Source organism: Nonomuraea sp. JJY05 (assembly GCF_043496855.1).
In the GTDB taxonomy this organism is placed as follows: domain Bacteria; phylum Actinomycetota; class Actinomycetes; order Streptosporangiales; family Streptosporangiaceae; genus Nonomuraea.
This window is the reverse complement of record NZ_JBIEIS010000047.1, coordinates 1-26753: the sequence shown is the minus strand read 5'-3', so window position 1 is coordinate 26753 and position 26753 is coordinate 1. Positions and strand designations below refer to the sequence as shown.

Below are 26753 nucleotides of genomic sequence, written 5' to 3'. Positions count from 1 at the left end.
CGGGCGGCCGACACGGCTACCGGCGATCGTGCCGCTGATCGGGCCGCGCAGCCAACTCGCCGCCTCCCAAGCCTCAGCCAAAGCTTCGGAGCCTTTCAGGTAGCGACTGTGTGATCGTCGGCGATATCGGTATGTGACGGCTCAGTTCCGGGCGGCATGCCGCCTGCGTGGTGTCCTGCCTCTGCCCGGAGGTGGCTCGTGGTGAGCGAGACGGTACGGCTGCGGCTCCGGGTGATCGACGCGGCCGCGGATGCCCAAGAGCTGGACGAGGCCACTGCCAGGCTGAGGAACGAACTCCTCGAACTGGACGTGGTGGCCGGCGCCGAGGCGGGGGAAAGCGCCGAGGGCACCAGGGCGGTTCTGTCGTTCACGCTCGGAGGCCTCGTGATCGCGCTGGCCGGTACGGAACTGCTGGCCTCGATCGTGAACGCCGTGACCGCCTGGCTCAATCGCCATCAGCACCGTTCGGTCAAGCTGGAGATCGACGGTGACGTGCTGGAACTGACCGGCATCCCGTCCAAGGAGCAACGCGAGCTCACCGACGTATGGTTGCGCCGCCGCCAGCAGCCGGCCGCACCCGGCCAGTCCGGCCGCCGCCTCGCGCTGATCGTGGCCAGCGACGAGTTCGGAGATCCCGGGCTGCGGCGGCTGCGGGCGCCCGCCCTCGACGCCGAGGCCCTGGCGAGGGTGCTGGGCGACGAGGCCATCGGCGGGTTCGACGTACGCACGATGCTCAACGAGTCCACCTCCGTCGTCAACGAAGCCGTGGAGGAGTTCTTCGCCGACTGTCAGCCCGACGACCTGCTGTTGCTGCACTTCTCCGGCCACGGGGTCAAGGACGACAACGGCGAGCTGTATTTCGCCACGCCCAGCACCAAGCTCAACAGGCTCGGCGCCACCGCGGTGTCGGCGGAGTTCGTCAACCGGCGGATGGGCCGCAGCCGCTGCCGGCGCATCGTCCTGTTGCTCGACTGCTGCTACGCGGGCGCCTTCGCGCGTGGCGCGCTGCCGAGGGCGGGGACGGACGTGCACGTCGAGGAGCAGTTCGGCGGGCGCGGGCGGGTGGTCATCACGGCCTCCAACGCCCTGGAGTACGCCTTCGACGGGACCGACCTCGCCGACGTCCAGGAGACGACCTCGCCCTCGGTGTTCACCAGAGCGCTGGTGGAAGGGCTCGAGACCGGCGAGGCCGACCAGGACCAGGACGGCTATGTGGGCATCCACGAGCTGTACGACTTCGTCTACGACAAGGTGCGGGCCATCACGCCCAAGCAGACGCCCGGGAAGTGGACGTTCGACGTACAGGGCGACTTGATCGTCGCCCGGCGCGGCCGTCCCGTGGATCGGCCCGCGCCGTTGCCGACCGAACTGCAGGAGGTCATCGACCACCCGATCGCCAAGGTCCGGGAGGGTGCGATCGGCGAGTTGGCGCGGTTGCGGCACAGCCGCCACGCCGGGCTCGCGCTCGCGGCGCGGCTGGCCCTGGAAGAGCTCGCGGACGACGACAGCCGATCGGTCTCGGCAGCGGCGTCGCGCGCCCTCGGCCACCCCGCCGTCTCGCCCGCTGCCCCGCCGGCCGTCTCACCCGCCGTCTCGCCCGCTGCCCCGTCTGCTGCCCCGCTTGAGGCCCCGCCGGATGATGCCGGCCGCGGGACAGCCGCGGCCGCCGGCCGTGAGGCGCCGCTCCCCACCGTGCCGGAGGCCGATCAGGGCCCCGCCGACGACGTACGGGCCGGCCAGGTTCGCGCGGCGCCTGACGAAGGCGACGGTGCTCGCGCCGCTGCCCTGCCTTCCAGCTCCTGGACCGGGAACCCTGGAGCGAGGAGCGCCACACCGGCGGACGTGGACGCGTCGCCGGACAGGGATCCCGACCTGCCGCGCGGGCGGGCGTGGCTGCTCCTCGCATTGCGTGGATTGGCGCTGTTGTCGGGCCTGTTGCTGATGCTCGGTCCGGGCTACACGAGCTCGTTCTCCGTCATGCTCAGCAGGGCGGTCGTCCCTGACTACGTCATCTGGCTGTGGCTCTTGATCGCCGCGACATTCGGGGCCGGCCTGCTGCCGGAGGGCCGATGGCGCACCGTGAGCCTCGGCGCGTCCGCCGGTCTGGCCGCACTGCACCTGGGCGTATTTGCCCACTTCTCCATGGCTTTCAGCGGAGCCGAACTGGTCGTCACCATGGTATCCGGCCAGCTGATCCTGCTGGTCGCGTTCACGGAGACGGCCATGGCCCAGCCCGGCCGCTGGTGGAGAGCCGCGGGAGCCGCCGGCGGAGTGCTCGCACTGGCCATGATCATCGTCAACCAGAAGTTCCCCCACGACATGATGGACGATCCCGGGGAGGAGATCCCTTGGGTGGTGGTGTTCTCGGCCGTCGTGCTTCTCCTCGGGTTCTTCGTGACGCGCGTGGTTCTGCTCTGGCGAGCAAGCGGGGCGCGGCCGACGCTGGTCCTGAGCGTGGCGGCCACGCTTCTGGTCGTCGCGGACGTGTGCGGCGTCTACCTGCTGGACAGCGGCTCGGACTACCCGCAGATTCCGGTTTACACGCCCGCCCTGCTGGTGCTGCTGCTCATGGCCGCCCAGCCGCTCGACGACGGGCCGGAACTGCTCGCGGCGGTCCAGCTCACCGTCATCGTGGGGCTGGGACACAACCTGGCGTTGGTCGAGACCTGGCCGGTGTTCGTGACAGTGCTTTTCGTCGCCGCGGCCTGCTCCGCGGCGGCGGTCTACCTCCCCGGCAGGCACCCCCGTTCGAGCCGCCGCCCTTGAGCGCCTGTTCGGGCTTCAGGTGTGCCGGCCGGACGGAGAACGCGGTGTGCGTGGCGGGGCCGGCTCGGTCGTGATGGCTCCCCTCGAACAGCAGGTCCTCCGCCTTGATCAGGCCGAAGGGACCGGGGCGTCCAACGTCCTGGAGGCCGGCCAGGTGCGCGACAACGCCACGGGCGCGGGCGAGTGCGGCAGCCCCGGACAAGAGCCCCGTGTTCTATGATCACGGGCTTATGAGCCAATTGCACACGCTATCTGCCACGGAAGTCCCTTCGGAACGACTCGTGCTTCGCCAAGCGCACGATGCCGACCGTGAAGGATTCATCGAGCTCATGACCGATCCCGAGGTTCGGGCATACCTCGGTGGTCCTCGGCCTCGGAGTGACGTCGAGCAGTTTCTCGATAAAGTCGTGGAGTCCAGGCCTGGCAATTATGTCATCGCGGACAACACGACGAACCGACTTATCGGAACATTGATGCTCGCCCGCCGGTCAACCGATCGCCCCGGGCATGTCACCGAGGATGGCGAGGAACTGGAACTGGGCTATGTACTGCGGCGCAACGCATGGGGCGCGGGGTTCGCATTCGAGGCCGCGACGGCCGCGTTGCGCGCTGCTGCTGACGAACTCCCCGACCAGCCAGTCGTAGTCGTGACCCAGACCGCGAACAAACGATCTCTGAAACTCGCCGCCCGCCTTGGCTTCCGCCCCGTCAGCACGTTCGAGGAGTTCGGCGCTGAGCAGACCCTCTGCACCGTTCCCCTGTCCATGTTCCGAACCTGATCTCGGTATCCATCGCAGCGGCCCTCATCCAGGGTGTCCGAGCGGCGCCGAGAGGACTCACGCAGGAAGCGCACTGGGTAGTTTGACGTCGTGGATCTTCCTTCCTATTGGCTGCCCCGGCCACCCTTCAGCCCGGACGGCAAGACCCTGGCCGACTTCGCCTCGTTACTCGCTGACGCGCTTGCCCAGGGACCCGACAAACCGATTTCCTATACCTTGTCGGCACCGAAGTGGCAGTTTCTTTACTACGTCGCCGAGCAAGCCGGATACGTTCTGCACGGCTCGAACAATCCCTCGATCGAGTGCTTCGAGCCACGCCGGTCCTACGACAGTGACACCTTCGGTAATCGCACCGCCGTCTATGCCGCGTCGGACGGCATCTGGCCGATGTTCTACGCGATACTCAATCGCGGTCGTCCGGTGTCGATGGTCAACTCGTGTAGTGACCTCGCCGGCGAGACCTACTACTACTTCTCCATCAGCCGGCCTGTACTCGACCTCGACCCATGGCAGGAAGGAACGGTCTATCTCCTGTCTGCCGAAGGGTTCGAGCATCAACCTCCGATACGAGGTGTTCGCCAGCGCCAGGTGGCCAAACTGGCGCCGGCCCAGCCGCTGGCCAAGATCCGGGTGGTTCCCGAGGAATTCCCGTTCCTAAGCGACGTGCGTGGACACGACGACGCGATGGTTCAGGCCCGATCCGCGGCTGACCCCGACGGCTTTCCTTGGATTGATGACTGACCGTGGTTGTCGTACAAAACCATCGCTACCGGCCCGGCAATAGAGACGCCGCTGGTGACGGTCACGACGGTCCGGCTCAGTAGCCGAAGCACTTCGGCGTACCACCGGCCCGGGCCGTGGAGGAGGTGGCGGCTAGAGTGGGGCCTCCTTGTGACGGGACACCGGCACGCAGGTCCCGAGCGCCTCGGCTCTGCTCGGCCACGCGTTGCGGAGAAAGGGGACGGGCTGCCGCATGGTGGGAAAGCCGCACTACCGGCGCATTGCTGTGTTCGGGGCGGGATACATCGGTCTGGTGACCGGTGCCTGTCTCGCCGACCTCGGCCACCGGGTGGTGGTCCGGGACATCGGCCCGGCGGTGTAGCCGGCGCGGGCGCCGCAGAGGTAGGCGGTCTCGAACAGCACCCGGTCGCGCAGCCGGTCCAGCGGCAGGTCCTTGCGCGGCCGCCGTGAGCAGATCGCGGTCAGGACCTTGGCGACGTCGGCGGCTGAGGCCGGGCGGGCCGGGTGTGGACGGAGGCGCCGGCGTCGGCCAGGTCGGTGAGGAAGTCGTCGAGGTGCCGGGCGAGCGGGTGAGAACGGCCGAGCTGCACGGTGATGACCAGATCCATTCGGTACGCCGCCACCACGACCACGCCGGGCAGGCGCTGATGGGTCAGCGTCAGGTCCACATCATCGCCTCGTCCGGTCCGGGCGCGGCGGGGGCGGCCAGGGGGCGCCCATGCCCGTTGCACCGGCCCGTCCGGTCCCCGGCGGGAACAGACGAATGACCTAATGCCATGAGTTGCCCGCATTTCGGGGCATTTGCGGCTCGCCGTCACGTGACTGATGTGCCCGATCGGCCCGGCGTACCAGAGTGAGGCTCGGCCCTGGCACCGCAGGGCCTCGACTTTCGAGGACTTGGCAATGAACAGGCGTACTTGCGCGAACACCCTCGGCCTGGGCGTCGTTTCGCCGGCGGGCGTGTCCGCGTTCCAGAGTGCCTCCGCGACCACGCGGAACGCGGTCGTGCCCGAGATCACTCCCGGCACGCACACGTCCTTCGCCTCGTTGCGGCACGTCTGTTAATGGCCGAGGGGAAGCGCGCGGCACGTGCGATCAGCGATTACTCAAGGGAGAACCCATCATGAGCAGTGACAAGAAGGTTGCGGTCATCACCGGCGGCGCGACGGGCATCGGCAAGGAGACCGCGAAGCTGCTGGTCGCGGACGGCGTGCACGTCGTCCTGAGCGGGCGACGCGAGGACGTCGGCAAGCAGGCGGTCGTGGAGCTGACCAAGGACGGCGGCAGCGCGTCGTTCGTGGTGGCGGACATGGACGCGCCGCAGAGCATCACCGCCCTGTTCGACTCCGTCCTGTCGGAGTACGGCCGCCTGGACTACGCGGTCAACAACGCCGGCCTGGCCCACGAGACGGCAGCGATCGCCGACGCCGACCCGGTCAAGTTCCAGCAGATGCTGTCGACGAACGTGATGGGCCTGTTCCTGTGCCTGCAGCGCGAGATCAAGGAAATGCTCGCCGGCGGCCGCGGGGGCGCCATCGTCAACCTCGCCTCCATCGCCGGCCTCAACGGCATCCCGTACAGCGGTCCGTACGCGGCCACCAAGCACGCGGTCGTCGGGCTGACCAAGACCGCGGGCCTGGAATACTCCTCCCAAGGCGTGCGCGTGAACGCGGTCGCCCCCGGCGCGATCAAGACCGACATCATCGCGCGAGCCATCACCCTCGGCCAGTACGACGAGCAGACCATCATCGCGATGCACCCGATGGGCCGCATGGGCCAGCCCAAGGAGATCGCCGAGGGCATCCACTGGCTCCTGTCCGACAAGGCGTCGTTCGTGGCCGGCACGATCCTGAACATCGACGGCGGCTTCCAGGCGAAGTGACCCACGCACACACGGCCCGCATGCCGACACACCACGCCATGCGGGCCAGTGCCGGCGCCCTGCTGCCCGCTCCGTACTTGGCCAGGGTCTTCATCCGCCGTACCGGCACCTTGGACACGTTCACCCGGCGTAGCCCGAATGCGGCCAGGTTGTCCACCCGCTGTAGCGCCCGCACCATCTCCCGCCCCTGACGTGCGCTTGGGCGCCTGCCGCAGCCACGCCACCGACTGCTCGAACAGTGCCACCGGCCCCTCGGCGTGTGTCCACGCCCGGCCGTGCAGGAAGGTCCGGAACTGGCGCGTCAGCTGCCGCTCGCTCCAACTGCTGGCGTCATCGAAGATGTGGTAACCGTAGGCGTCCCGGATCATCCACGCGTGCTCGTACGTCGCCTTGGGCCGCTCGGCGTACTTCTTGACGTGCGACGCGTCACCGATCCCCAACTGCTCGGCCAGGGCATCGCCAGCGGATCCCCCAGGCGAACGGTCCCGATCTGGACGGCAACGCCAAGCCGGTGAGAATCGGCCCTCGACTGCGCGATCACATTCCGGTCGAAGCTGTCGAGGAAGAAGAACCTCTCCAGGTCTGACTCAGCGCCAACGGCTGTCCGCCGGTTCCTCGCCCCCGTGATCTTCTCCGTTCCTGATCGGCTTGACAAGGGCGGGGGCGACCATCTCCCCCGCCCTCCCCTGCCGTCCGACAGGGCAACCTCATATGTCAGTTTCTCAGGGGTTGCCGTACTTCTTGACGAACTGGTAGTACGTCCATGCCCATGCCCTGCAGTCGGGCCGCACCAGGATGAAGTAGCCGCCGCACACCTTGTCGCGCATGGTGATGTAGAACCGGTTGTCCACGTCAAGCTTTCGCGTACGGGTGTTGTCGAGGTAGTACTTGTACTTCTTCTTCTGGTTGGCGATCAGGCCGTACCCGTAGTCGTGGGAGTCACAGGCCGGCCGCATATCGAAGTTGTGGGGTTTGTCCGGAGACTTCGTGCAGTGGTCGTAGTAGATACCCCTGACCTTGAAGCCGCTGGCGGTCCGCTTCCAGTCGGGCTTCCGCCATTTGCCACCGTGCCATGCCCAGGCCGAGCAGCCCGACTTCGTGTACCACATCCAGGTCACGGCCGTGTTGCACTTCTTCGGGTAGGACTGCGGGGCATCCACGCCGTCCGGCAGGAAGTCACCGGCCGGCGGCTCGGTGGCGTTCGGGTCGTCGAGCCCTGCCGCACCCACGGTCGTACCGCCATTCTCCGGCATGTCGGTGCCGGTGGCGACCACCTGGGGAGCCGCGGCGCCCGCCGGGAACGACAGCTGCCACCCTCCACTGGTGACGGACTCGATGGACGACAGGCGCCCCACCGGGTCGTAGGCGTAGGTGCCCTGGACGGCGCCGACGCTGGGATCGCTCACGGTGCGCAGCAGGCCGCTCGGGTCGTAGGAGTAGCTCGCCTCGATCTGCGGCGCGTCGGTTCCGTAGGTGACCGCGATCTCCTTGAGCCGGCCCGCGTAGTCGCCGTTGGAGGTGCTGGTGGCCGTGGTGGCCGTGGCGTAGGTGAACCTGGTGACGGACGCGGGGGTCGCGGTGCCGGCCGGCTCCTTCACGGTGCTGACGCGACCCTGGGCGTCGTAGGTGATCGTGGACTTGCCGAGGGCGGTGCTGCCCACATCGGTCACCCGCCAGGGGTCGGCGCTCGGCGCCCCGCCCGGCCGGGCCCAGGTGTAGGTGAGCTGGAGAGCGCTGGCGCCGATGGGGGTGCCGTCGTCGGTGGAGAAGGTGTCGTCGCCCGCCTCCACGGAGCCGGGGTCCATCACGAGGGTCTCGGTCGTCGTGGTACGCATCGCTCCGATGACTGGGTCCCACTTGGTGGTCTCGGTGACCTTGGACCCGTCGGCGGCCTCGTACGTCTGGATGCCGCCGCCGTCGGGGAAGGAGACGCTGCTCTTCAGCGGGTAGCTGGTCGACGTTCCTTCGTCGAGTTCCGTGACGACGATGGTGCCGTTCCGGTTCTCCAGCTTGCGGTTGATCTCGCCGCCGGCGAACTCGGCCTGCCAGCCCGGCCCGAAGACGCCCAGTTCGGGACGGGTCGCCGGGGCGGACTGCGGCCGGGCCAGATCGCCGGCGGTCAGGGCCACGCCGTGCTTGCGGCTGATCGCGCCCGCGGACACGTCCAGCTCGGTGAGCTTGAAGGTTTTGGTGTCGGAGGAGTACTGGCCGGGACCGATCTCCTGGACGTTGGCCGGCGGCGGCTCGTCGAGCGCGGCGGCGGAGACCTCCGGCGAGAGGAAGGGGAGGAGCATCGCCGAGACGGCGACGGGGAGCGCTAATCGGCGCAAGAGGTGCCTCCAGGTAAACGGAGAAAGTGATTTGATCACCTGGAGAGTAAGGGTCGGTAAATCGCTTGGCAAGAGCTGGACAATTCCCGAGAACAATGTTCAAATCGCCCATGAAGCCATGCTCAAGATACGCTCTATTCATGCGTTCGTGCAGTTCAGAGAACTCCATGGCGAATTTATGGCGAATTTATTGTGACGCTGTGGAGCCGCCGAGAATAATGACTTGCAGGCGCATTCGGCGATTCGCGGCCACGCACGCCGTATGCCGCGAATTCGTCGAGCATTGTTCATGCCCGCCGGCCGGTGCCGGATCGGCGAGCTCGGCCAGGTGCCTCGGGTCTCAGTCGCGGCTGCGAGAGCGGCCTTCCTCCCGGACGTCGCCGCTCGCTGGATTCGTCAGGATCGTGCTGGAGATTATGCCGAAGAGGTGATCGGCGCGTGGTGCGAGCGAGGGTTGGTCGTTGAGCCACGCGAGCGCGCCGACCAGCGCGAACAGATCAGTGCCATCGATGTCGGTCCGCGCCGTGCCCGCGGCCTGGGCGCGGGCGAGGAGCCGGGTGCCTGCCGCGCGCATCGTGACGCACGAAGTATGGAGCGCGGACTCGGCGTCTTCAATGGCGGCCATCATCAGCGTCACAACACCCCGATACTCATGTGCGCACGCGACGCAGTCGCGTAGCCACGAAACGAGGGCATCCTCGGGCGAGTTCGACGTTTCGAGCTCGTCCGCCCTTGTCGTGAGCTCGTCGAAGCTCGTACGGAGCAAGGTCTCGAGCAAGGCCTCCCGCGTCGGGAAGTGACGGTACAGCGTGGCGAGCCCGACGCCGGCCCTGCGGGCGATATCGCGCAGCGATGCGTCCGCGCCCTCCTCCGTCACCACGGCGCTCGCGACCGCGAGCAGCTGGTCGTAGTTCTTCCTGGCGTCAGCCCGCATGTGCCCACCTTGACAATCGGAGCAGTGCTCCACATAATCGGAGCACTGATTCGCTTAAGGGTAACCCACCTGCCCCGATCAAGAGGAAGCCATGCGGACGAACATGATGAAGGCGATCCGGCTGCACGAGTTCGGCGGTCCTGAGGTGCTGCGTTACGACGAGGTGCCGATTCCCGAGCCGAAGCCGGGTGAGGTGCTCGTTCGCGTTCACGCGGTTGGCGTCAATCCCCCCGACTGGTACGTGCGCGAAGGAATGCCCAACGTTCCCCCTGAGATGAGGCCGCCTTTGAGCCTGCCCGCCATTCCGGGGACGGACGTGTCGGGCGTCGTCGAGAGCGTCGGCGCGGATGTGGACGGGCTCTCCGTCGGCGATGAAGTCTTCGGCCTTCTTCGCTTTCCTGGCCTCGAGGGCAGCGCATATGCCGAGTACGTCGCCGCGCCCGCGTCGGACCTCGCGCGCAAGCCGGCTCACATCGATCACGTGCACGCCGCAGGGGTGCCTATGGCAGGGCTCACCGCGTGGCAGTTCCTGATCGAGCTCGGGCACGATCATCCGTCGCCGTTTCAAGCGGCACAGCACCGTCCGATGGCACTGAACGACGAGACGACCGTGCTCGTCAATGGCGCCGCGGGCGGCGTGGGGCACTTCGCGCTGCAGCTGGCGAAATGGAAGGGTGCGCGCGTCATCGCGGTGGCATCGGGCGCGCATGAGTCGTTCCTGCGTGAACTCGGCGCCGACCGGTTCATCGACTACACCAAGAGCCGGCCCGAGGACGTCGCGCACGACGTTGATCTCGTTCTCGACACCGTCGCCGGTCCCGGCAGCAGTCGTTTCCTGCGCACGCTCAAGCGCGGCGGCGCGTTGTACCCGGTGTTCTTCGCCGAATACGACCCCGAAGAGACCTCGAAGCTGGGCGTCACGACCTCGGGCACCCAAGTGCGCTCGAACGGCCCGCAGCTCGCAGAACTCGGACGCTTGCTTGATGCGGGCACGCTTCGCGTCGCCATAGACAGCACGTTTCCGCTTGCGGATGCTCGAAGGGCGCACGAACGAGCCGCCCGCGGCCATATCCAAGGCAAGATCGTGCTCACGGTCGCATGAGGACGAGCGGGCCGCGCGACCGCTGACAGCCCCACCGTTCCCACCGGCAAGCGGAAGCTCCAGGACGGCCTGCGGTGCCGTTATGACGCCTGGACGTACATGATGTCCCTGGCTCCCAGGAACGGCAGCAGACGTTCGGCCTCCTCGGTCACCGCGCTCAGCTCGGCCGCGCGCAACGGCCGGAACGGGACAAGACGCAGCGTGCCGTCCTTGAGCGACCAGCTGCCGCGCACGAACCCGTCCACGAGGAAGGTCGGCAGCACCCTGGCCGCGCCGGGCATCACTCGCCTGCGGTCGGTGTCGCTGATCACGCGGGTCCGGTCGGCGTGGCCGAGCAGCAGGTTGTCGAAGGCGGGCAGGAACCGTACGGGAACGGGTGCGCCGGGGTCGGGCAGTTCGGCGTTGGTCTCCAGGTCGAACAGCTCCCTGCCCTCGGCGTCGCGGTAGGAGCGCAGCTCGCCGCGCATGTCGTGGATCACCTCGCGCAGCCGCGTCAGTCCCGACCACGCTTGCATGTCCATGACGCCGGCCGGGCCGTAGGCCGCCAGATAGCGGCGCACGAGCTCCTGCGCCGAGGCCGGCTCCATGGGAGCGCCGAGCCAGTCCTCGGCGCGGGTGACCGAGATGGCGGCCCGGGTGCCCCAACGGCCCCACATCCCGGTCTGGGGGGCGTGGACCAGCGGGGTTCTCAGCTCGACCTCCCCGGCCAGGATCTTCCCCTTTCGTCCGGGGTGGCGCAGCGCCAGCAGCCGGGCCAGCTCCTGGCGGGGCATCGTCCGGCCCGTCAGGAGCTGCTCTCCCGCTGCTGTGAGCGCATCGGTGTCGAGTCCCCCGCTTACCTGCCTGAAGTACGGTGTGCTCGCCGTACGATCGAGAACCGGTTGCAGCACCGGCCGGAGGCGGCGGAAGTCTTCGGCCACGGCCAGGTGCTGGGTGCTGCGCAGCAGCGCCGAGCGGACCACCGTTCGGTTCTCCAGCAGGGTGCTCAGCTGGTCGTGGGTGAAACCGTCGATGCGGCTCCAGAGTCCGACGTAGGGCCAGTTCGGCTCTTGGGCCTGCATCGCGACCAGGTGCCCGATCACCTCCAGCGGGGTGCGGCCGGTGCGCCGCATCAGGAACTGCCGCTCCAGAACGACCCGGTTGAGCGTGCGCGGGGAAAGCGTTCTCGTGCGACCTGGACCGCCGCCCGGTACTGCTCGCCGCCCGACCCCGCCCAGGTAGTCGGTCGTGACGAGCACCTCGCTGTCCGCCTCGGCCACGGTCAAGTGGCCGGGGCCGGGTTCGTCGGTGCGGTGCTCGGCTGGTCGGATCTCACGAGTGACCATTCCCGTTTCCTTCCTTTGAAGGGGTTCGAGATCCACGCTAGAGAGTCTTCCGGCCACTTTCTGACCGGAAGGCTGCTGTCTTTCCTGCAGCACCACCGCCGCTGCTGCTCGAGGAGGAGGTGGTGGTCCCGCCGGACCGGGGATGGCGCTCATGAGCAGCCAGTCGCCCGGCCGTGGTCCTCTGAGCAGGGCGGCGGCCGCGGGCAGGGGATGCGCCGCGGCGGGTGACAGGCCGTCGAGTACGAGCGCGAGGTAGCGCCGCCAGCCGTCATCGTCCGGGTCCATGCTCCACAGCGTGCTCGTCAGCATGGCCATGATCCTCGGCAGGTCGTCGGGGACGAGATCGGCGCGCAGGAGCCCCGCCTCCTGCGCGCGCCGGGCCAGCTCGGTCAGCGACTCGTAGAACGGCGTGTAGACCTCCGCTGTGAGAGTCCCGGCGTTCCGCGCGGCGGCGCAGCTCGGTCAGCGTCGGCCAGGTCGGCCGCAGGTCCGCGCCGCCATCGAGGCGCCGCCGGGCCGGCTCCAGCATCCCGGAGCCGCTGTCGATGCCGGACACGACGGCACCCCGCTCGCGCAGCGCCGCGAACAGCGGGCCCGAGCCGCAGCCGGCGTCCAGGATCCGCCGGCCGCTCACCACCCCGCAAGGGCCAGGATGGCGGGCTGGGCGTTCATGATGCCGGCCTCGTTCGGCGATGCCGATCTGACTTCAGGGGCGGCTTTTGGCTCCCCCTTCGCGTCGCCGCTGATGGGCGTGGACATAGTCGGTGAGGGAAACTTCGGCGCGGTGTCGAACCAATGGGCGCGTTGTGGCATCCAACAAGATCACGGCATCAGAAGGGACTCATGTGATCATCTGTTTGAGCGGCACCTTCCGGGCAGGCGACCATGTCACCGTGGACGGTTCTTTCGCCAGTCTGCGCATGACGCAGGGTGCCCTCGCAGCCATGAGCGTGTCCGAGGCATGGTGACCCGTAAACGCGCCCCACGCTCCACGCAGCGAATCGACGTGACCCGCCTTCCCGAAGACGTCGTGGCGCTCATCGACGCCCTCGAGCCTGGCGAGAGTTTGATCGTCACGCGTGACGACGCGTCGATCGCGACGATCTCCAGCACCGTTGACGTGGTCCAAGGCGCCATCGTCGCTCGCGACGCGCCAGACAAGGCCGACGATCAAGCACCGACGGACTACGAGAGCGTGACCGTCGTGGCCACCGCGATGGAGTTGTCGACCGCGGCTCGGGTTGCGCTGTCTACCCAGCTCGGGGCCGACTACGTCGTGCTCGACATGAATGCGGCTCCCGCGACGACCGATGTGCTGCTGGTGCCTCCAGGAAGCCCGCAGTTGATCGGGGCGCTCCGTTCGATGTTCCCGAAGGCCCGCGTCGTCGTCACCGAAATCGAGGACCACGAACTCGGAGTTCAGTACTACGGCCCGGTCCGACGGCTGCTCGACGCCGGCGCTGACGCGTATCTACCTCCGGCGACCCTCCCGCTCCTGGCCCGGCAGCTTGAATACACGCTCAGTCAAGGGCGCGAGATCGCCGGCGGAGCCGCCACACCACTGCAGATCGCACCGACCGTGGAGCCGGTGGATCCGGACGACGAATGACCCCGCGCCTCTTCGCTGGACGGTCGGGCGGCGGCTCACCCCTCGTGGGTGGCCGAGCTTCTCCTCGGGAAATGTGGTAAAGGTCCGCCATGTAACAGAATGATCGGGTGATGGAGGTCATCCAAGCTGAGCGCATGCCGGCGACCGTGCGAACCGCCAGGTTCGTCTTGACCCTTGAGGTCGCCTTCAGCCTCGTGGGACTTGCGATCTTGATCGGCGTCGCAGCAGTTGCCTTCAGCGTCCCATTCCTCCTGCTGTTCCTTTACGCCGGCTCGATCACGGCGCTCATGGGCTGGTTGCTGTCGCGCTGGCCGTCGCGAAGGAAGCTCGTGCGTTGGGGTGCCATCGCCGTCGAGGTGGCCGCGAGCGGCAGTTATCTCACCATGGCCGCAATCGATGGTGACCTTGATTGGATCAAGCTACTCGGCCCGAACACGCTGCTCCCGCTGGTGGTCGTCGTCGCACTGCTGATGCCCTCGGCAGCACGCTGGTTCGACCGCTGACCGGGGCCACCACGGGTGGTCGACGGAGGAGGGCTGGAGCGTGCACGTCTCGATCATCGCCGCCGACGGCGCGGGTGACGGCACCGGGACGTGTCTCACTGGTCCGGGGCCGGGAGGAGCACTCGGTCGGCGGGGCGGCGGAGCAGCTGGGCGGCGGGGCCGTGCTCGATCAGGCGGCCGCCGTGGATGACCGCGACCCGGTCGGCGATCCGCGCGGCCAAGGGGAGGTCGTGGCTGATGACGATCAGGGTCACGTCGAGGGCGGTGAGCAGGTCGAGCACCTCGGCCTGGGTGACGGGGTCGAGGCCCGAGGTGATCTCGTCGCAGATCAGCACGTCGGGGCGGGCGAGCAGGGCGCGGGCGAGGGCGGCGCGCTGGAGTTCGCCGCCGGAGAGCGCGTGGGGGCGTCGCCGGGCGGTGTCCTGGTCCAGGCCGAGCGTGGCGAGTGTCTCGGCGGCCTCTTCCCGGGCGGTGCGTACGGGCAGGGCCCGCAGGCGTACGGCGGTTCTGGCGACCTGGTCCACGACGGCGCGGTGGGGGTCGAACGAGGCCAGGGCGTTCTGGAAGACGTACTGTACGCGCGCAAGGTCGGTGCGGTCGCGCCGCCGGGACAGGGGCCGGCCGGCCAGGCGTATGGCGCCGGAGGACCAGGGGCGCAGGCCGGCGACGCAGCGGGCGAGTGTCGTCTTTCCGCTGCCTGAGCGGCCGACGACGGCCAGGCGTTCGCCTCGGGCGACGTCGAGGGTCACCTCGCGCAGGATCTCGGTGCCGAGATCTTCGATCTCCAGGAGGGCGCCCGGCTCCGCGCGGGGCTCCGGCTCGCGGGGGCGCGCGGTGACCAGAGCCTTGGCGTACTCGGTACGCGGGGAGTCCAGGACCGCGGGGCCGGACTCGACGACGCGGCCGTCCTTGAGCACGACGACCTGGTCGGCCAGTTCCCGTACCAGTTCGAGGTCGTGGCTGAGCAGGACGACGGCGATGCCGAGCCCGGACAGTTCGGCGGCGACCTCGGCCCGGGTGACGACGTCCTGGCCGGTGGTGGGTTCGTCGGCGACGATCACGGAGGGGCCGGCCAGCAGGGCGTGTGCCAGGACGAGCCGCTGCTGCTGCCCGCCGGACAACTGGTGCGGGAAACGTCGCAGGAAGTCCCGGTCGCCGGGGAGCCGTGCCTTGCGCAGGGCCTCGGGCACGGCGGTGCCGTGGCGCGCCGCGATCTGGCGAAGCACGGTGCCGATGCGCAACACCGGGTTGAGCACGGTTGCGGGGTGTTGCGGGATGAATCCGACGGTCCCGGGCGGCGCGGGCTGAACGGCGGCGATGCGGCGCCCCGTCCCAGTGATCCGGCCAGGGACGGGGTGCCCGGCCCCGGTGAGCGGGCCCGTGACAGGGTGCCCGCCCCCGGAGATCCGGCCCGTGACAGGGTGCCCGGCCACGGTGATGCGGCCGGCGACGCGGGCGCCGGGTGGGTGCTCGCCGAGCAGGGCGAGCGCGGTGGTGGTCTTACCGCTGCCGGACGCGCCGACCAGCGCCAGTGTCCTCGCGGCGGGCAGGGTGAAGCTGACCCCGTCCACCAGCGTCCGCCCGGGTACGGCGACCGTCAGATCGTCAACGTGGAGCATGATGGGTCCTCTTCAGTACGCGGTCCACAGTGAGATTCAGCCCGACGGCGAGCATGACGATCATCAGGGCGGGGGCGAGCACGGCCCACGGGTTGAGGAAGAGCCCGCCCCGGTTGCGGTCGACCATCACCGCCCAGTCGCCGGCGTCCGGCGGCACCCCGACGCCGAGGAAGCTCGCGGCGGCGATGAGATAGAGCGAGCCGGTCAACCGGGTGCCCGCGTCGGTGGCGAGCACCCGGGCCATGGACCGGGCGACGAAGCCGACGGTGATCCGCCACCAGCCCTCCCCCTGCAGCCGCATGGCCTCCACGGCCGGGCGGCTGCCGGCCTCCAGGGCGCAGGCGCGTACCAGCCGGGCGATGTCGGGCAGGTGGACCAGCATGACGATCCAGACGAGCGCGCCGTCGGGGGCCAGGGCGGCCACCACCAGGAGCAGCAGCAGGGAGGGCACCGCCATGAGCACGTCGAGCGGCCGCATCATGGCCTCGTCGAGCACCCTGGGCGCGCTCGCCGCGGCCAGGCCCCACAGGGTGCCCAGCAGGTAGGCGCCGGCGGTGGCCAGCAGGGCGGTCACGACCAGGGTCCGCCCGCCCAGGAGCACCTGGTGCCAGACGTCGCGCCCGGCGAAGTCGGTGCCGAGCAGGCCCACATCGGCGAAGGAGGCGGAACGCACCAGCTCGTACGGGATCAGCGGCCCCGCGAAGGCCACGACCAGCGGCACGGCGAGCAGCAGATACCTCATGCGCGTGGCGCCAATCGGAAGGACACCACGTCGGCGAGCAGGTTCACCAGGACGGTCGTGGCGGCGAACAGGAGCGCGAGCCCCTGCAGTACGGGAAGGTCCCGGTGGCCGACCGCGTCGGCGAGGGTGCTGCCGAGTCCGGGGATCACGAACACGGCTTCGACCACGATGACGCCGCCGAGCAGCCAGTCGACGGTGCGGGCCAGGTGCTGCACGGCGGGCGCGAGCGCGTTGGGCAGCGCGTGCGCGAACCAGTTGAGCCCCAGGCGGCGGGCGTGCCGCACGTATGGCGAGGCCAGGACGTCGATCATCGCGGAGCGGACCAGCCGCCCGGTGGAGCAGACGGGGCGGACCAGCAGCACCGTCACCGGCAGCACCAGGGCGGCGGCGGTGAGCCCGCCGAGCCCGGTCGGCGGCAGCCACGCCAGCGCCACGCCGAAGATCGCCACCAGCACGATGGCGAGCGCGAACTCCGGCACCGCGTAGAGCGCGGCGCTCACCGTGGTCAGCGCCCGGTCGAGCCGGCTGCCCTCGCGCCGGGCGGCGGCGACTCCGAGCACGACCGAGAGCGGCACCAGGAGCAGCACGGCGAGTCCGGCCAGCAAGGCAGTGGGGGCAAGCGCGTCCAGGACGATCTCGGTGACCGGGCGGCCGGAGACGAGCGAGGCGCCGAAGTCGCCGTGCGCCAGGGCGGAGGCCCAGGAGGTGAAACGTTCGGCGAGGGGGCGGTCCAGGCCGAGGGCAGCGCGGATGGCGGCGATCCTGGCCGGGTCGGGCTGGTCGCCCGCCAGCACCACCGCGGCGTCGCCGGGCAGGGACTCCACCATCAGGAACACCAGGCAGGCGACCCCGGTGACCTGCAGGACGCCGACGGCCAGGCGGCGGGCGGCGTAACGGGTCAGGTTCAAGCCAGTTTCACCTTGTCGAACCTGGCCCAGTCCAGGGTGTTGGCGGGCGCGGGGCGTACGCCGGTCACGTTGGGCGAGGTGGCGACGATCCAGTCGGCGAACCCCCACACCAGCAGCCCGCCTTCGGCGTGCAGCAGCTGCTGCATGCTCAGGTACGCGGCCTCCCGGTCGGCGGCGGACGGCGCGGAGACGGCCTTGTCGTAGAGGGCGTCGAACTCCGGTCTGGCCCACTTGGTGGCGTTCGTGGTGGAGGTGGAGAGCAGCCGCTGCGCGATGTGGGTCTCGATCGGCATCGCGCCGGAGCGGAAGCTGACGATGGAGCCCTTGGTGAGGATGTCCGACCAGTACGTGTCCTTGCTGCCGTTCACGATGGTGGCCTTCAGCCCGGCGGCGCGCAGGTGGTCGGCGAAGACCGTGGCCGCCTCGACGAAGCCGGCCGCGGCCGTGGAGGTGGTGAGCTCGATCGGGAGCCCGTCCGCGCCCGCCTTCTTGATCAGCGCCTTGGCCCGGTCGAGGTCGAACGCGCGCTGCGGGATGCTCTCGGCGTAATGCAGGTAGCCCTTGCCGAACAGGTCGTTGCCGATCTGCCCGGCGCCGGGCATGACGGTGTCGACGAGTTGCCGCCGGTCGGTGAGCAGGAACAACGCCTGCCGCAGGTCCGGGTCGTCGAACGGCGCGCGGTCCACCTTCATCGCGAACGCGTTCATAGAGCTGCCCGGCGCGCGGATGATCGTGACGCGTCCCGCGTGCCGGCGGGCGGAGGCCGGGGTGAGGTCGTGGGCGTACTCGACCTGGCCGCCGAGCAGCGCGTTCACCCGCGCGGACTCCTCGTTGGCGATGAGGAACTCCAGCTCCTCGATGGACGGCGCGCCCTCCCAGTAGTCGGGGTAACGCTTGAGCAGCACCGAGCTGCCCGGCTTCCAGGACACGAAGGAGAACGGCCCGGATCCCACCGGCCTGCTGAAGTCCGTGGTCCCCTCGGGAACGATGTACGTGCCGAAGGCGGCCAGCACGTTCGGGAACTCGGCGAACGGCCGCCTGAGCCTGAACTCGACCGCGCGGTCGCCGACGGCCCGGCTGTTCCGCAGGTCGATGAGTGCGAGGCTGGACTTGGCGCGGAACGTCCTGGCCGGGTCGGTGATCCTGGCGTAGCTGGCCAGGACGTCCTGGGCGCGTACCGGGCGGCCGTCGTGGAAGGTCGCCTGCCGCAGGGTTACGCGCCACAGGGTGAAGTCGGCGTTCGGCTCCCAGCTCTCGGCCAGGCGGGGCTGGGGTGAGACGTCCGAGCCGAGGTCGGCGAGCTTGTCGTACAGGGCTTTGGCACGGGCGGCCTCGTTGAACAGGTTGGCCAGGTGCGGGTCGAGCACCTCGGTGGCGCCACCGCCGGCGAACACGGCACGCAGCCGTCCCCCGCCGGAGGAGGAGGCGCCGCCCGTGCCGCATCCGGCGAGCAGGGCGGCTCCGGCGGTCAGGCCGAGGAAGCCGCGGCGGCTGGGGTGGTCACGCATGATGGGGTCCTTCGTGGGTCGGGCGACGACGTGGAGTCGGTCGGCGGGTAGAGGCGGGCCGTCGTGCGGCCAGGCAGTTCACGCGGGCACCGCCGTGCGGCGTTCCAGGACCAGGACGGCGGACGCGCAGACCAGGCCGATCGCGGCGCACACGACGAACCCGGCCGTGCCCGCCCAGCCGATCAACGCGGTGCTGGCGGCGGCGACGGCCCCTGAGACCAGGTAGAAGACGCCGAAGTAGGTGCCGGCCAGCGACTCGCCGCCGAAGGTGCCGATGCGCTCGTACGCGAACGGGTGGGCCATCATCACGCCGAAGGCCAGCGCCAGCACCGCGACCAGCACCGGGACGATGCCCGGGAGCAGCGCGGGGACGAGGAAGCCCGCGCCCATCACGGCCAGGCCCCACGCCATCGCGCGGTCCCGGGTCATCGCCGCCTCCAGCCACTTGGTGATCCGCACCTGGAACAGCAGGGTCACCACGGTGGACACCAGGAACAGCAGCGCCACCGAGCCTGCCGTGCCCGTCGCCTGCTCGGCGGCGAGCGGGAGGACCAGGTAGAGCTGGTTCTGCAGGGCGTACATGCCGCTGAGGGAGAGGGTGAAGGCGAGGAAGCGGCGGTCGGCCAGGCAGCGCCGCCAGTCGCCGAGCACGGAGGCGCCGCTCGGCGTCACCTCGCGCGCGGGCAGGACGCACGCCTGCGCCACGGTCAGCACCGCGAAGATCGCGGCGGCGCTGATCGCGGCGGCGCGGAAGTCCACCAGCAGCAGCACGCCGCCGAGCACCGGCCCGCACAGCGCCCCCGCCTGGGCGAACACGTTGAACAGCGCGAACGCCCTGGCCTTGTCGGGAGCGGCCACCGCGATATATCCGCGGACGGCCGGGTTGAACAGCGCGCCGGCCAGCCCGCTGAGCACCGCCGCCGCCAGCAGCAGCGGCAGCGTGACGCCGAACGCGAACAGCCCGAACCCGACGGCGCGCAGCGCGCACCCCGCGATGATCACGCGACGCGCGCCCAGCCGGTCGGAGGCCGAGCCGCCGACCAGGAACAGGCCCTGCTGGCTGAGGTTACGCACCCCCAGGACGACGCCGGTGATCGCGGCCGACAGGCCCAGATCCTTGGTGAGGTGGCCGGCCAGGTAAGGAACCAGCAGGTAGAAGCCGGTGTTGACGCCGAACTGGTTGACCAGCAGCAGCCGTACGGCCCAGGAGAGCTCTCTCATGTCGCCCGCACCCCCACCCCGGGCTCCCCGCGAAGCCGCAGCACGCCGTCGTGCCCGCCGATGCCGGTCCCCGGGTCGGCGGCGAGCTCGCCGGTCCCGTGTACGGCGGAGATCCGCCCGGCGGGTTCGGGCAGCGGGAAAGCGATGGCGGCGCTGCGCACCCCGGTCTCGGCGGAAGTGAGGCCGGGCCGCTCCCTGGCGTGGACCATCGGCAGGTCGATGCCGGCGACCCGGCGGGCCGGCTCGTTGATCTGGTTGCCCGCCGGGCGCGGGTTGACCGCGATCAGCGCCGGGCCGGCCGGGGTGAGGCGCAACTCGGCGTGCGCCACCTCCGGCTCCAGGCCCAGCGCCTCGACCGCGGCCACCGCGATCTCCTCCCCCTGCTGGGCCAGCAGCGTGTTCGTCGCTCCGACCCAGCTTTCGATCATTAACCGGTGTGCCATGCCAATCCCCTCTGGCCTTATGTCGCGAAAATGATTACCATTTCTGGCATGGCACTGCAATCCGGACATGAAAAACCCCTGGCCCGAGGCCAGGGGTTACCGACGCGTCTTCCGCCTAGCGCACGCGCACCACGTCGCCGAGCTTGACCCGGGCGCCCGTCCGCAGCACCGCCCGCTGGTACACCTTGGCGCCGAAGGCCAGCGCCGCGAGCACCGCCGCCACCATCGCCACCATGGAGAGCCCCACCTGCCACAACGGCACCTCGGTCGCGGCCATCCGCACCGGCATGACCATCGCGGAGAAGGGCGGCACGTACGACGTGACCGTGGCCAGCGTGCCCGTCGGATCGCTGGTGGCGTAGAAGGCCACGAAGTAGCTCGCCATGATCACCATGATGAGCGGCGTCAGCACGCTGTTGACCTCCTCCTGGCGCGAGACCAGCGAGGCCATCGCCCCCGCCAGCGTGGCGAAGAAGGCGTACCCGAGGACGAACCACACCAGCACCCCGGCCACCAGCCCGGGCATGCCGGGTGGGAAGTCGCCGGCGATGCCCGAGACGCTGGAGGCGGCCAGGCCGACCGCCAGGATCGTGACCAGGTTGATCAGGCCGACCGCGCCCAGCCCGACGATCTTGCCGCCGAACAGCTGCCACGGCCGCAGCGTGGCGAGCAGGATCTCCACGATCCTGCTGCCCTTCTCCTCCACCACGCCCATGGCGACCATCCCGGCCTGGCCGATGAGCATCATGAAGAGGACGATCACCAGCACCACGGCGAGCCCGCCGCGCGCGGCCTGATCGCGGGTGTCGGCGCCCACGGACACCACCTGCAGCGGCGGGATCGACACGCCCGCGGCACCGAGCTTCGCCTCCCGGTTGACGCTCTGCAAGAGCACGCGGAGCTCGTCGTTGATGTCCCCGTCCGTGAGCATCTTGGTGCCGTTGACCAGCACCGCGTCCACGTCCCCTGCGAGCACGGCCCGCTTGGCGGCGGCCTCGTCGGGGAACGCGCGCCAGGTGAACTCCGCGTCCGGGACGGCGGCCTGCAGGGGAAGCCGCTGGGAGTCGACGGTGCCGATGGTGTAGGAGTCAGGCCGGTCGAACAGCTTCGGCGCGAAGGAGACGGCCGCCACCACCACGGCTGTGATGATCAGGCCGATGACGAACGCCTTCGTGCGGATCTGCGTCACGATCTCCCTGCGGGCGACCAGCATCAGTCCGTTCACGCCACGGCCTCCTTGAAGATCTCGGTCAGGGTCGGGTGCTCGTGGCCGAAGTGCTCGACGTGCCCGGCCTTGATGGCGCGGCGCAGGATCTCCTGGTCGTCGCCGTACGTTGTACGCAGAATGTGCCGGTCACCGGACACGGTGACCGTGCCGGGCAGGCCGTCCGCCCAGCCGTCGGCCGGACGGCGGACGACCACCCGCAGCGTGCCGCTCTCGGCCGAGCACAGGTCGGCCACCGTGCCCGTGGCCACCATCCGCCCGGCTGCCACGATGCCGACCGAGTCACACACCCGCTCGACCAGCTCCAGCTGGTGGCTGGAGAAGATCACCGGCACCCCGTCCCCGCACCGCTCCTGCAGAGCGGTGGCCAGCGCGTCCACCGCGATCGGGTCGAGCCCGGAGAACGGCTCGTCCAGCACCAGCACCTCGGGGTCGTGCACCAGCGCCACCGCCAGCTGCACGCGCTGCTGGTTGCCCAGCGAGAGTGCCTGCACCGGGTCGTTCCTGCGCTCGGCCACGCCTAAGCGCTCCATGAGGTCCTCGGTGGCCTTCCGGGCGGCGGCGGCGCTCATACCGTGCAGGCGGCCGAAGTATTCGATCTGCTCGGCGACCCGCATCTTCTGGTAGAGGCCGCGCTCTTCCGGCATGTAGCCGAAGCGGCGCCGGTCGTCGTAGCCGAGCGAGCGGCCCCGCCAGCTCACCGAACCGGAGTCGCCCTGCAGCACGCCCATGACGATGCGCATGGTCGTCGTCTTGCCCGCGCCGTTCGCGCCGACGAACCCGAACATCTCCCCCGGCCGTACGACGAAACTGATCCCATCCAGGGCGAGCTTGCCGTCGGGAGCGTCGGGGCCGCCCGCGAAGCGCTTGCGCAGCTCGCTGATCTCGAGCATCAGGTCCTCTCCTTCATCATGGGTCAACCGTGGCTTCCGAGCCGTTCGCCGTGGCAGTCGTGGATCATGCGCTCGATGGCGCGGTGGCGGGCCGGTGCTTCGAATGACGTGGCCAAGGGCCCCCTAGCCGGCCGCCCCCGCCCTGGCCTCGATGATCTTGTGCAATGCGGTCGCGATCGGCTCGACGGGCGCGGACAACTGCTGGATCCGGTCCCGGCGCAGACGCGTCTCCCGCCAGGAGGGAACCACCGTCCTGAGCCCGGCCGCCGTGGCCAGCGCCGCCAGGACGCGGACGTCCTCGTCCAGGCGCCCGACCGGCCGGCCGCCGCGGATGGCCCGCCCGACGCGCTCAGCCAGCCTGCGCGACAGGTACGCCTTGCGCGGCGTGATCCGCTCGACCGGGAACAGCAGGATCCGGCGCCGCCCCACGCTGATCATCCGGGCGGCCGCCAGCTCGTCGCGTACCAGGCGGAGCGCCTTGCCGCTGTCCTTCTCCACCCACCACCGCCACGGGTGAGGCGGCGAGCTCGAGATCTGCTCCCAGACCACGGCCGGCAGGGAACCCGGCCCGGCGGCCGGGGCGGTGAGAGCTCGCGCCTTGCCCGACTCGTCCGCCAGGTTGCCCGCCAGCAGCAGGTCGGCGAGGGCGGCCGCGCGCAGCAGGTAGCCCAGCGCGCCCCGCTGGATCAGCTTCTCCTTGCGCAGATCGAAGGCCAGCAGGAAGGCCGATCGGGTCAGTGACTCATCCTGCTTCACTTGCGTCTCCATCCGCCCGCTCCCGTTCTTCTTCCTGATCTGTGTCGTCCTCTGTGCCGTCCTCCGGCGCCTTCCTGGGACGTCCGCGTGCGCGCATCCGCCCCACCCCGTCGGGCAGGCGTCCGGCCTCGGAAAGGGCCTTGCGCAGCAGGAACTCGATCTGGGAGTTCGTGCTGCGCAGCTCGTCGGACGCCCACCTGGCCAGCGCGTCGTGAACCACCGGGTCAAGGCGCAGCAGGATCTTCTTCCGCTCCACGGTGATTACTGGTAGAGCGTGCCCGTGTTGACCACGGGCTGGGTGTCACGGTCACCGACCAGCACCACGAGCAGGTTGCTGACCATGGCCGCTTTGCGCTCCTCGTCCAGCTCGACCACGTCGTGCTCGGCGAGCCTGGCCAGGGCCATCTCCACCATGCCGACCGCCCCCTCGACGATCCGCTGCCGGGCCGCCACCACCGCGCCCGCCTGCTGGCGGCGCAGCATGGCGTGGGCGATCTCGGGCGCGTACGCCAGGTGGATGATGCGGGACTCGATGACCTTCACCCCGGCGGACGACACCCTGGCCGCGATCTCCGCGGACAGCCGCTCGTTGATCTCGTCGGCGTTGTCCCGCAGCGACAGCCGCGGCTCGCCGTGCGAGTCGTACGGATAGGTGCCCGCGATGTGCCGCACGGCCGTCTCCGCCTGGATGGCCACGAACTCCACGAAGTCATCCACCTCGAACACCGCCTGCGCCGTGTCCTGCACCTGCCAGACCACCACGGTCGCGATCTGGATCGGGTTGCCGTCGGCGTCGTTGACCTTGGTCACGTCCGTCTCGTGGTTGCGGATCCGCGTGGACACCCGCCGCCGCGCCGTGATCGGGTTGACCCACTGGAAGCCGGGGGTGCGCAGGGTGCCGACGTACCGGCCGAGCAGCTGCACCACCCTGGCCTCGCCCGGCGCCACCGCGGTGAGACCGAAGTACGTGTAGATCCCGAGCAGGATCATCAGGATACTCCCGATGACCACCCACATGCCGCCCTGCCCGGCCCCCGAGGCGAGCATGGCGATTCCCACGACGAGCAGCGCGATCCCGGCCAGATCCAGCGCCGTCGCCACCCCCAGCATCACGAACCCGTTGGCCGCCCGCACCGGGCGCTCGCTCGTACGCGGTGCGGGCATGTCCACGACGGCGGCCTCAAGCGCGGCCTCGCCCGATGTGTTCACCATCGTCCGTCCCTTCTACGTGACTTCATCTTGCTAGCAAAGTGATATCACTTTTTCGACGGCTGTGGAAGGCTGGATTATCCGGGAAGATCGGCCGCTCCTTCACGCGACCGGCGGCGCCGTCGAGAGCGCGGGAGGGATCGTCCGGCTACTGCGACAGATCACCGCTCCGCTCTCCAGCACGTGGGGGCGGCAGCCGGAGAATCAGCTTCTTGTCGCGCGAGAGCCGGTGCGCCACCTCGCCGAGCTGGGCGCAGACGTCCTTGATGTTCTGGTGGGCCTTGTTGCGCTCGGCGATGATCGCGGCGAGCAGCAGCGCGGTCAGCGCCGCGGAGCCGTTGAAGGCCTGGAGGGCGACCATGTTGAGGAGGAGGTCGTGCTGGGCGAACGGGCCGGAGTGGTGCGCGGCGGAGACGATCGCCACCGTCGACGCGATCAGCGCGCACGCCGCGGCCCCGAGGAGCTGGAAACGCAGCGCGGCCCAGATCAGGAAGGGGAAGACGAGGAAGAGCAGATGGATGGGGGCCACGGTCGCCACCAGCGTGACGAGGAAGGTGCCCAGCAGCAGCGCCGCACCTTCGAGCCAGCGGAGCGGGTGGGCCTCCCGCGGCATCCGGGTCGTGCGGCTCACGAGCAGGAGCGGCGTGACCACGAGCACGCCCATCGCGTCGCCCGTCCACCACACCGACCACGCGGGCCAGAACTCGCTGGGCCGCAGCCCGCCGACGAGCATCAGCGTGCCGGCGCCCACGGTCGCGCTGACCAGCATCCCGGCGAAGGCACCGAGGAACACCAGGGCGAGCGCGTCACGCAGCCGGTCCAGTTCGATGCGGAAGCCCGCGCGCTCGAGCAGGAGGTAGGCGCAGATCGGCGCGAGCGTGTTCCCCAGGGAGATGCCCAGGACGGCGGCCGTCGTCGGCCCGATCGACACGTTGACCAGGAATGCGCCGATGGTGATGCCCGGCCAGATCCGGAGGCCGAGGAGGAACAGGGCGGCCAGCCCGATTCCCGTCGAGGGCCACAGCGGCGTCACCTGCCCTCGGACCAGCTGCTGTTGCAGCCCCAGCTTGGCGGCCACGAAATAGGCGATCGCGACGGCGAGGATTTTCACGGCAGTCATGACATGATCCCGTAGCCCGTGATGGACGACGACAGCCCTCATAGAAACACCTCCGGCCCCACCGAAGCGGCGCCCGGTCCAGCACGTACCGCGGCAACTGTCGTCTCTGCCCTCACCTGCGCTTTCAGTCTCGGGTTCCGGCCTTCGGCGTGGCATGACCGGCCCTGTTTCAAACTAGTCATAATCCCGCCCACACGGGACCCAAAGCCAGGTAATCGACATATACGTCAAAGGCGATATCGCCATAGAAAAAGGAAAGAATGCGCCGTCGCGGCGAGATCCTTTTTTATCCGATGTGTCGCATGGCGGGCCCGCCGAACACGAGACGGACGGCGACCCCCTCGAAGCGCTGACCGCCTTCGCCCTCCTGGCCCTCTCCGTGGCAGGCGAGATCGACGTCGAGGGCGCAGTCCGCGTGCTGTCCAGCCGGCCACCCATAGGGGTTCGACGGCGGCGATGGAAGGCGAGAGAAGGTCATAGCCGGGTGGCCGTGCGGATCAGCCCGGCGAGGGCGAGGGAGCGGCTGTGCGCGGGCCAGGCGATGTGGGTGACGACGGGGGGTGCGTCGGTCAGGGGGACGGCGGCGTGCTCGGCCCATAGCCAGGCGCGGGCGGAGTCGGGGAAGACGGCCACGGTGCGTCCGAGGGCGATCAGCTGGGCCAGCTGGGTCTGGTCGTGGATCTCGGGGCCCGGGCCGGGCGGGTACGTGCCGTGACGGGACCAGCGAGCGAGTGGAAGGCCGGGGATGTCGCTGACCTCGGCCAGGGACAGAGTCTTGCGCGCGGCGAGAGGGTGCCCGGCGGGCAGGATGGCGATCTGCCCCTCGGTCAGCAGCTCCTCGCTGTCGAACCCGGCGAGGGAGTTGAACGGGGCGTGCATGAGCGCCACGTCGGCGCGGCCGTCGCGCAGCATCTCTTCCTGCTCACACGTGCCGCTCGGCAGCACCTCGATCTCGGCGGCGTCGGGCTCGGCCGCGTAGGCGTGGAGCAGCTTCTGCAGCAGTTCGTGAGACGCGGCGGCCTTCACTGCCAGCACCAGGCGGTTGCGAGGCCCGCCCGGCCTGCCGGCGCCACCGGCGCGACGGGTGCGGCGAGCGGCGGCGGTGGTCGCGGGGGGGGGGGGGGGGGGGGGGGGGGGG

The 26753-nt window shown here is 69.8% G+C and carries 27 protein-coding genes and 3 pseudogenes; 10 read left to right on the top strand and 20 right to left on the bottom strand.

The features are described from left to right. Positions 1-201: 201 nt before the first annotated feature. The 5 genes from ACFKCF_RS49085 to ACFKCF_RS49065 all read left to right on the top strand — a co-directional run bounded on the left by ACFKCF_RS49085 (position 202) and on the right by ACFKCF_RS49065 (position 4647). Entirely contained in the window at positions 202-2766 is a 2565-nt protein-coding gene (locus ACFKCF_RS49085) for a caspase domain-containing protein (RefSeq protein WP_394502592.1), read from the top strand. A gap of 46 nt (positions 2767-2812) precedes the next feature. After that, positions 2813-2986 (top strand): hypothetical protein, encoded by a 174-nt coding sequence (locus ACFKCF_RS49080; RefSeq protein ID WP_394502590.1) that lies wholly within the window; start codon positions 2813-2815, stop codon positions 2984-2986. Positions 2987-2996: 10 nt separating this feature from the next. Then, positions 2997-3545 (top strand): GNAT family N-acetyltransferase, encoded by a 549-nt coding sequence (locus ACFKCF_RS49075; protein ID WP_394502589.1) that lies wholly within the window; start codon positions 2997-2999, stop codon positions 3543-3545. Positions 3546-3635: 90 nt separating this feature from the next. After that, positions 3636-4286, top strand: a complete 651-nt coding sequence (locus tag ACFKCF_RS49070) for a hypothetical protein (RefSeq protein ID WP_394502587.1) — start codon at positions 3636-3638, stop codon at positions 4284-4286. A 232-nt stretch (positions 4287-4518) separates the two neighbouring features. Next, the gene (locus ACFKCF_RS49065) at positions 4519-4647 is read left to right on the top strand and encodes a hypothetical protein (protein ID WP_394502585.1); all 129 of its coding nucleotides are present in this window, start codon (positions 4519-4521) and stop codon (positions 4645-4647) included. Positions 4648-4747: 100 nt separating this feature from the next. Here the strand turns inward: ACFKCF_RS49065 and ACFKCF_RS49060 are convergent, their stop codons facing one another. Next, complete coding sequence (locus ACFKCF_RS49060) at positions 4748-4954, bottom strand: hypothetical protein (protein WP_394502583.1); 207 nt, start codon at positions 4952-4954, stop codon at positions 4748-4750. A 235-nt stretch (positions 4955-5189) separates the two neighbouring features. On the opposite strand from ACFKCF_RS49060, the gene ACFKCF_RS49055 reads away from it, so the two are divergent. Beyond that, a complete protein-coding gene (locus tag ACFKCF_RS49055) occupies positions 5190-5351 on the top strand; it encodes a hypothetical protein (RefSeq protein WP_394502581.1) in 162 nt (53 codons plus the stop codon). A gap of 58 nt (positions 5352-5409) precedes the next feature. After that, entirely contained in the window at positions 5410-6168 is a 759-nt protein-coding gene (locus ACFKCF_RS49050) for an SDR family NAD(P)-dependent oxidoreductase (protein ID WP_394502579.1), read from the top strand. A 37-nt stretch (positions 6169-6205) separates the two neighbouring features. Here ACFKCF_RS49050 and ACFKCF_RS49045 read toward each other — a convergent pair. From ACFKCF_RS49045 to ACFKCF_RS49035, 3 genes and pseudogenes are all read right to left on the bottom strand, one after another. After that, a pseudogene (locus tag ACFKCF_RS49045) lies at positions 6206-6754 on the bottom strand (DUF4158 domain-containing protein); the annotation flags it as partial. A 136-nt stretch (positions 6755-6890) separates the two neighbouring features. After that, the gene (locus tag ACFKCF_RS49040) at positions 6891-8498 is read right to left on the bottom strand and encodes a phospholipase A2 (protein WP_394502577.1); all 1608 of its coding nucleotides are present in this window, start codon (positions 8496-8498) and stop codon (positions 6891-6893) included. Between the two features lie 340 nt (positions 8499-8838). Continuing rightward, positions 8839-9432 carry a TetR/AcrR family transcriptional regulator gene (locus ACFKCF_RS49035; RefSeq protein WP_394502575.1) on the bottom strand — a complete coding sequence of 198 codons (594 nt, stop codon included), beginning with the start codon at positions 9430-9432 and terminating at the stop codon, positions 8839-8841. 91 nt (positions 9433-9523) lie between these two features. Between ACFKCF_RS49035 and ACFKCF_RS49030 the strand changes: the two genes are divergently transcribed. Then, positions 9524-10534, top strand: coding sequence for an NADP-dependent oxidoreductase (locus ACFKCF_RS49030; protein WP_394502573.1), 1011 nt, complete (start codon positions 9524-9526; stop codon positions 10532-10534). 80 nt (positions 10535-10614) lie between these two features. Here ACFKCF_RS49030 and ACFKCF_RS49025 read toward each other — a convergent pair whose 3' ends face one another. The 3 genes and pseudogenes from ACFKCF_RS49025 to ACFKCF_RS49015 all read right to left on the bottom strand — a co-directional run. Next, positions 10615-11859 carry a winged helix DNA-binding domain-containing protein gene (locus tag ACFKCF_RS49025; protein ID WP_394502706.1) on the bottom strand — a complete coding sequence of 415 codons (1245 nt, stop codon included), beginning with the start codon at positions 11857-11859 and terminating at the stop codon, positions 10615-10617. Between the two features lie 234 nt (positions 11860-12093). After that, positions 12094-12282 (bottom strand): annotated as a pseudogene (locus ACFKCF_RS49020) (TetR/AcrR family transcriptional regulator); the annotation flags it as partial. Between the two features lie 130 nt (positions 12283-12412). Then, a pseudogene (locus ACFKCF_RS49015) lies at positions 12413-12493 on the bottom strand (SAM-dependent methyltransferase); the annotation flags it as partial. Between the two features lie 327 nt (positions 12494-12820). On the opposite strand from ACFKCF_RS49015, the gene ACFKCF_RS49010 reads away from it, so the two are divergent. Next, positions 12821-13468 (top strand): hypothetical protein, encoded by a 648-nt coding sequence (locus tag ACFKCF_RS49010; RefSeq protein WP_394502571.1) that lies wholly within the window; start codon positions 12821-12823, stop codon positions 13466-13468. 107 nt (positions 13469-13575) lie between these two features. Next, positions 13576-13971, top strand: coding sequence for a hypothetical protein (locus ACFKCF_RS49005; protein WP_394502569.1), 396 nt, complete (start codon positions 13576-13578; stop codon positions 13969-13971). Positions 13972-14066: 95 nt separating this feature from the next. Here ACFKCF_RS49005 and ACFKCF_RS49000 read toward each other — a convergent pair whose 3' ends face one another. From ACFKCF_RS49000 to ACFKCF_RS48940, 13 genes are all read right to left on the bottom strand, one after another. Continuing rightward, positions 14067-15590: an ABC transporter ATP-binding protein gene (locus ACFKCF_RS49000; RefSeq protein ID WP_394502567.1), complete on the bottom strand. Its 1524-nt coding sequence runs from the start codon at positions 15588-15590 to the stop codon at positions 14067-14069. Then, positions 15577-16332, bottom strand: coding sequence for an ABC transporter permease (locus ACFKCF_RS48995; protein WP_394502566.1), 756 nt, complete (start codon positions 16330-16332; stop codon positions 15577-15579). Before ACFKCF_RS48995 ends, ACFKCF_RS49000 begins: the two co-directional genes overlap by 14 nt. Continuing rightward, entirely contained in the window at positions 16329-17240 is a 912-nt protein-coding gene (locus tag ACFKCF_RS48990) for an ABC transporter permease (protein ID WP_394502564.1), read from the bottom strand. The genes ACFKCF_RS48995 and ACFKCF_RS48990 overlap by 4 nt, the downstream gene beginning before the upstream one ends. Further along, the gene (locus ACFKCF_RS48985) at positions 17237-18748 is read right to left on the bottom strand and encodes an ABC transporter substrate-binding protein (RefSeq protein ID WP_394502563.1); all 1512 of its coding nucleotides are present in this window, start codon (positions 18746-18748) and stop codon (positions 17237-17239) included. Before ACFKCF_RS48985 ends, ACFKCF_RS48990 begins: the two co-directional genes overlap by 4 nt. Positions 18749-18826: 78 nt before the next feature. Next, a complete protein-coding gene (locus ACFKCF_RS48980) occupies positions 18827-19969 on the bottom strand; it encodes an MFS transporter (protein WP_394502561.1) in 1143 nt (380 codons plus the stop codon). Then, the gene (locus tag ACFKCF_RS48975; protein WP_394502559.1) at positions 19966-20412 is read right to left on the bottom strand and encodes a hypothetical protein; all 447 of its coding nucleotides are present in this window, start codon (positions 20410-20412) and stop codon (positions 19966-19968) included. The genes ACFKCF_RS48980 and ACFKCF_RS48975 overlap by 4 nt, the downstream gene beginning before the upstream one ends. Before the next feature lie 115 nt (positions 20413-20527). Beyond that, a complete protein-coding gene (locus ACFKCF_RS48970; protein WP_394502557.1) occupies positions 20528-21637 on the bottom strand; it encodes an ABC transporter permease in 1110 nt (369 codons plus the stop codon). Continuing rightward, positions 21634-22530, bottom strand: a complete 897-nt coding sequence (locus tag ACFKCF_RS48965; RefSeq protein WP_394502555.1) for an ABC transporter ATP-binding protein — start codon at positions 22528-22530, stop codon at positions 21634-21636. Before ACFKCF_RS48965 ends, ACFKCF_RS48970 begins: the two co-directional genes overlap by 4 nt. A gap of 123 nt (positions 22531-22653) precedes the next feature. Then, the gene (locus ACFKCF_RS48960) at positions 22654-23286 is read right to left on the bottom strand and encodes a GPP34 family phosphoprotein (RefSeq protein ID WP_394502553.1); all 633 of its coding nucleotides are present in this window, start codon (positions 23284-23286) and stop codon (positions 22654-22656) included. Then, a complete protein-coding gene (locus tag ACFKCF_RS48955; RefSeq protein WP_394502551.1) occupies positions 23273-23542 on the bottom strand; it encodes a hypothetical protein in 270 nt (89 codons plus the stop codon). Before ACFKCF_RS48955 ends, ACFKCF_RS48960 begins: the two co-directional genes overlap by 14 nt. 5 nt (positions 23543-23547) lie before the next feature. Further along, positions 23548-24498, bottom strand: a complete 951-nt coding sequence (locus ACFKCF_RS48950) for an SPFH domain-containing protein (RefSeq protein WP_394502549.1) — start codon at positions 24496-24498, stop codon at positions 23548-23550. Positions 24499-24643: 145 nt separating this feature from the next. Then, a complete protein-coding gene (locus ACFKCF_RS48945; protein WP_394502547.1) occupies positions 24644-25615 on the bottom strand; it encodes an MASE1 domain-containing protein in 972 nt (323 codons plus the stop codon). A gap of 474 nt (positions 25616-26089) precedes the next feature. Then, a partial coding sequence (locus ACFKCF_RS48940; protein WP_394502545.1) for a LysR family substrate-binding domain-containing protein occupies positions 26090-26753 on the bottom strand: 664 nt, incomplete at its 5' end.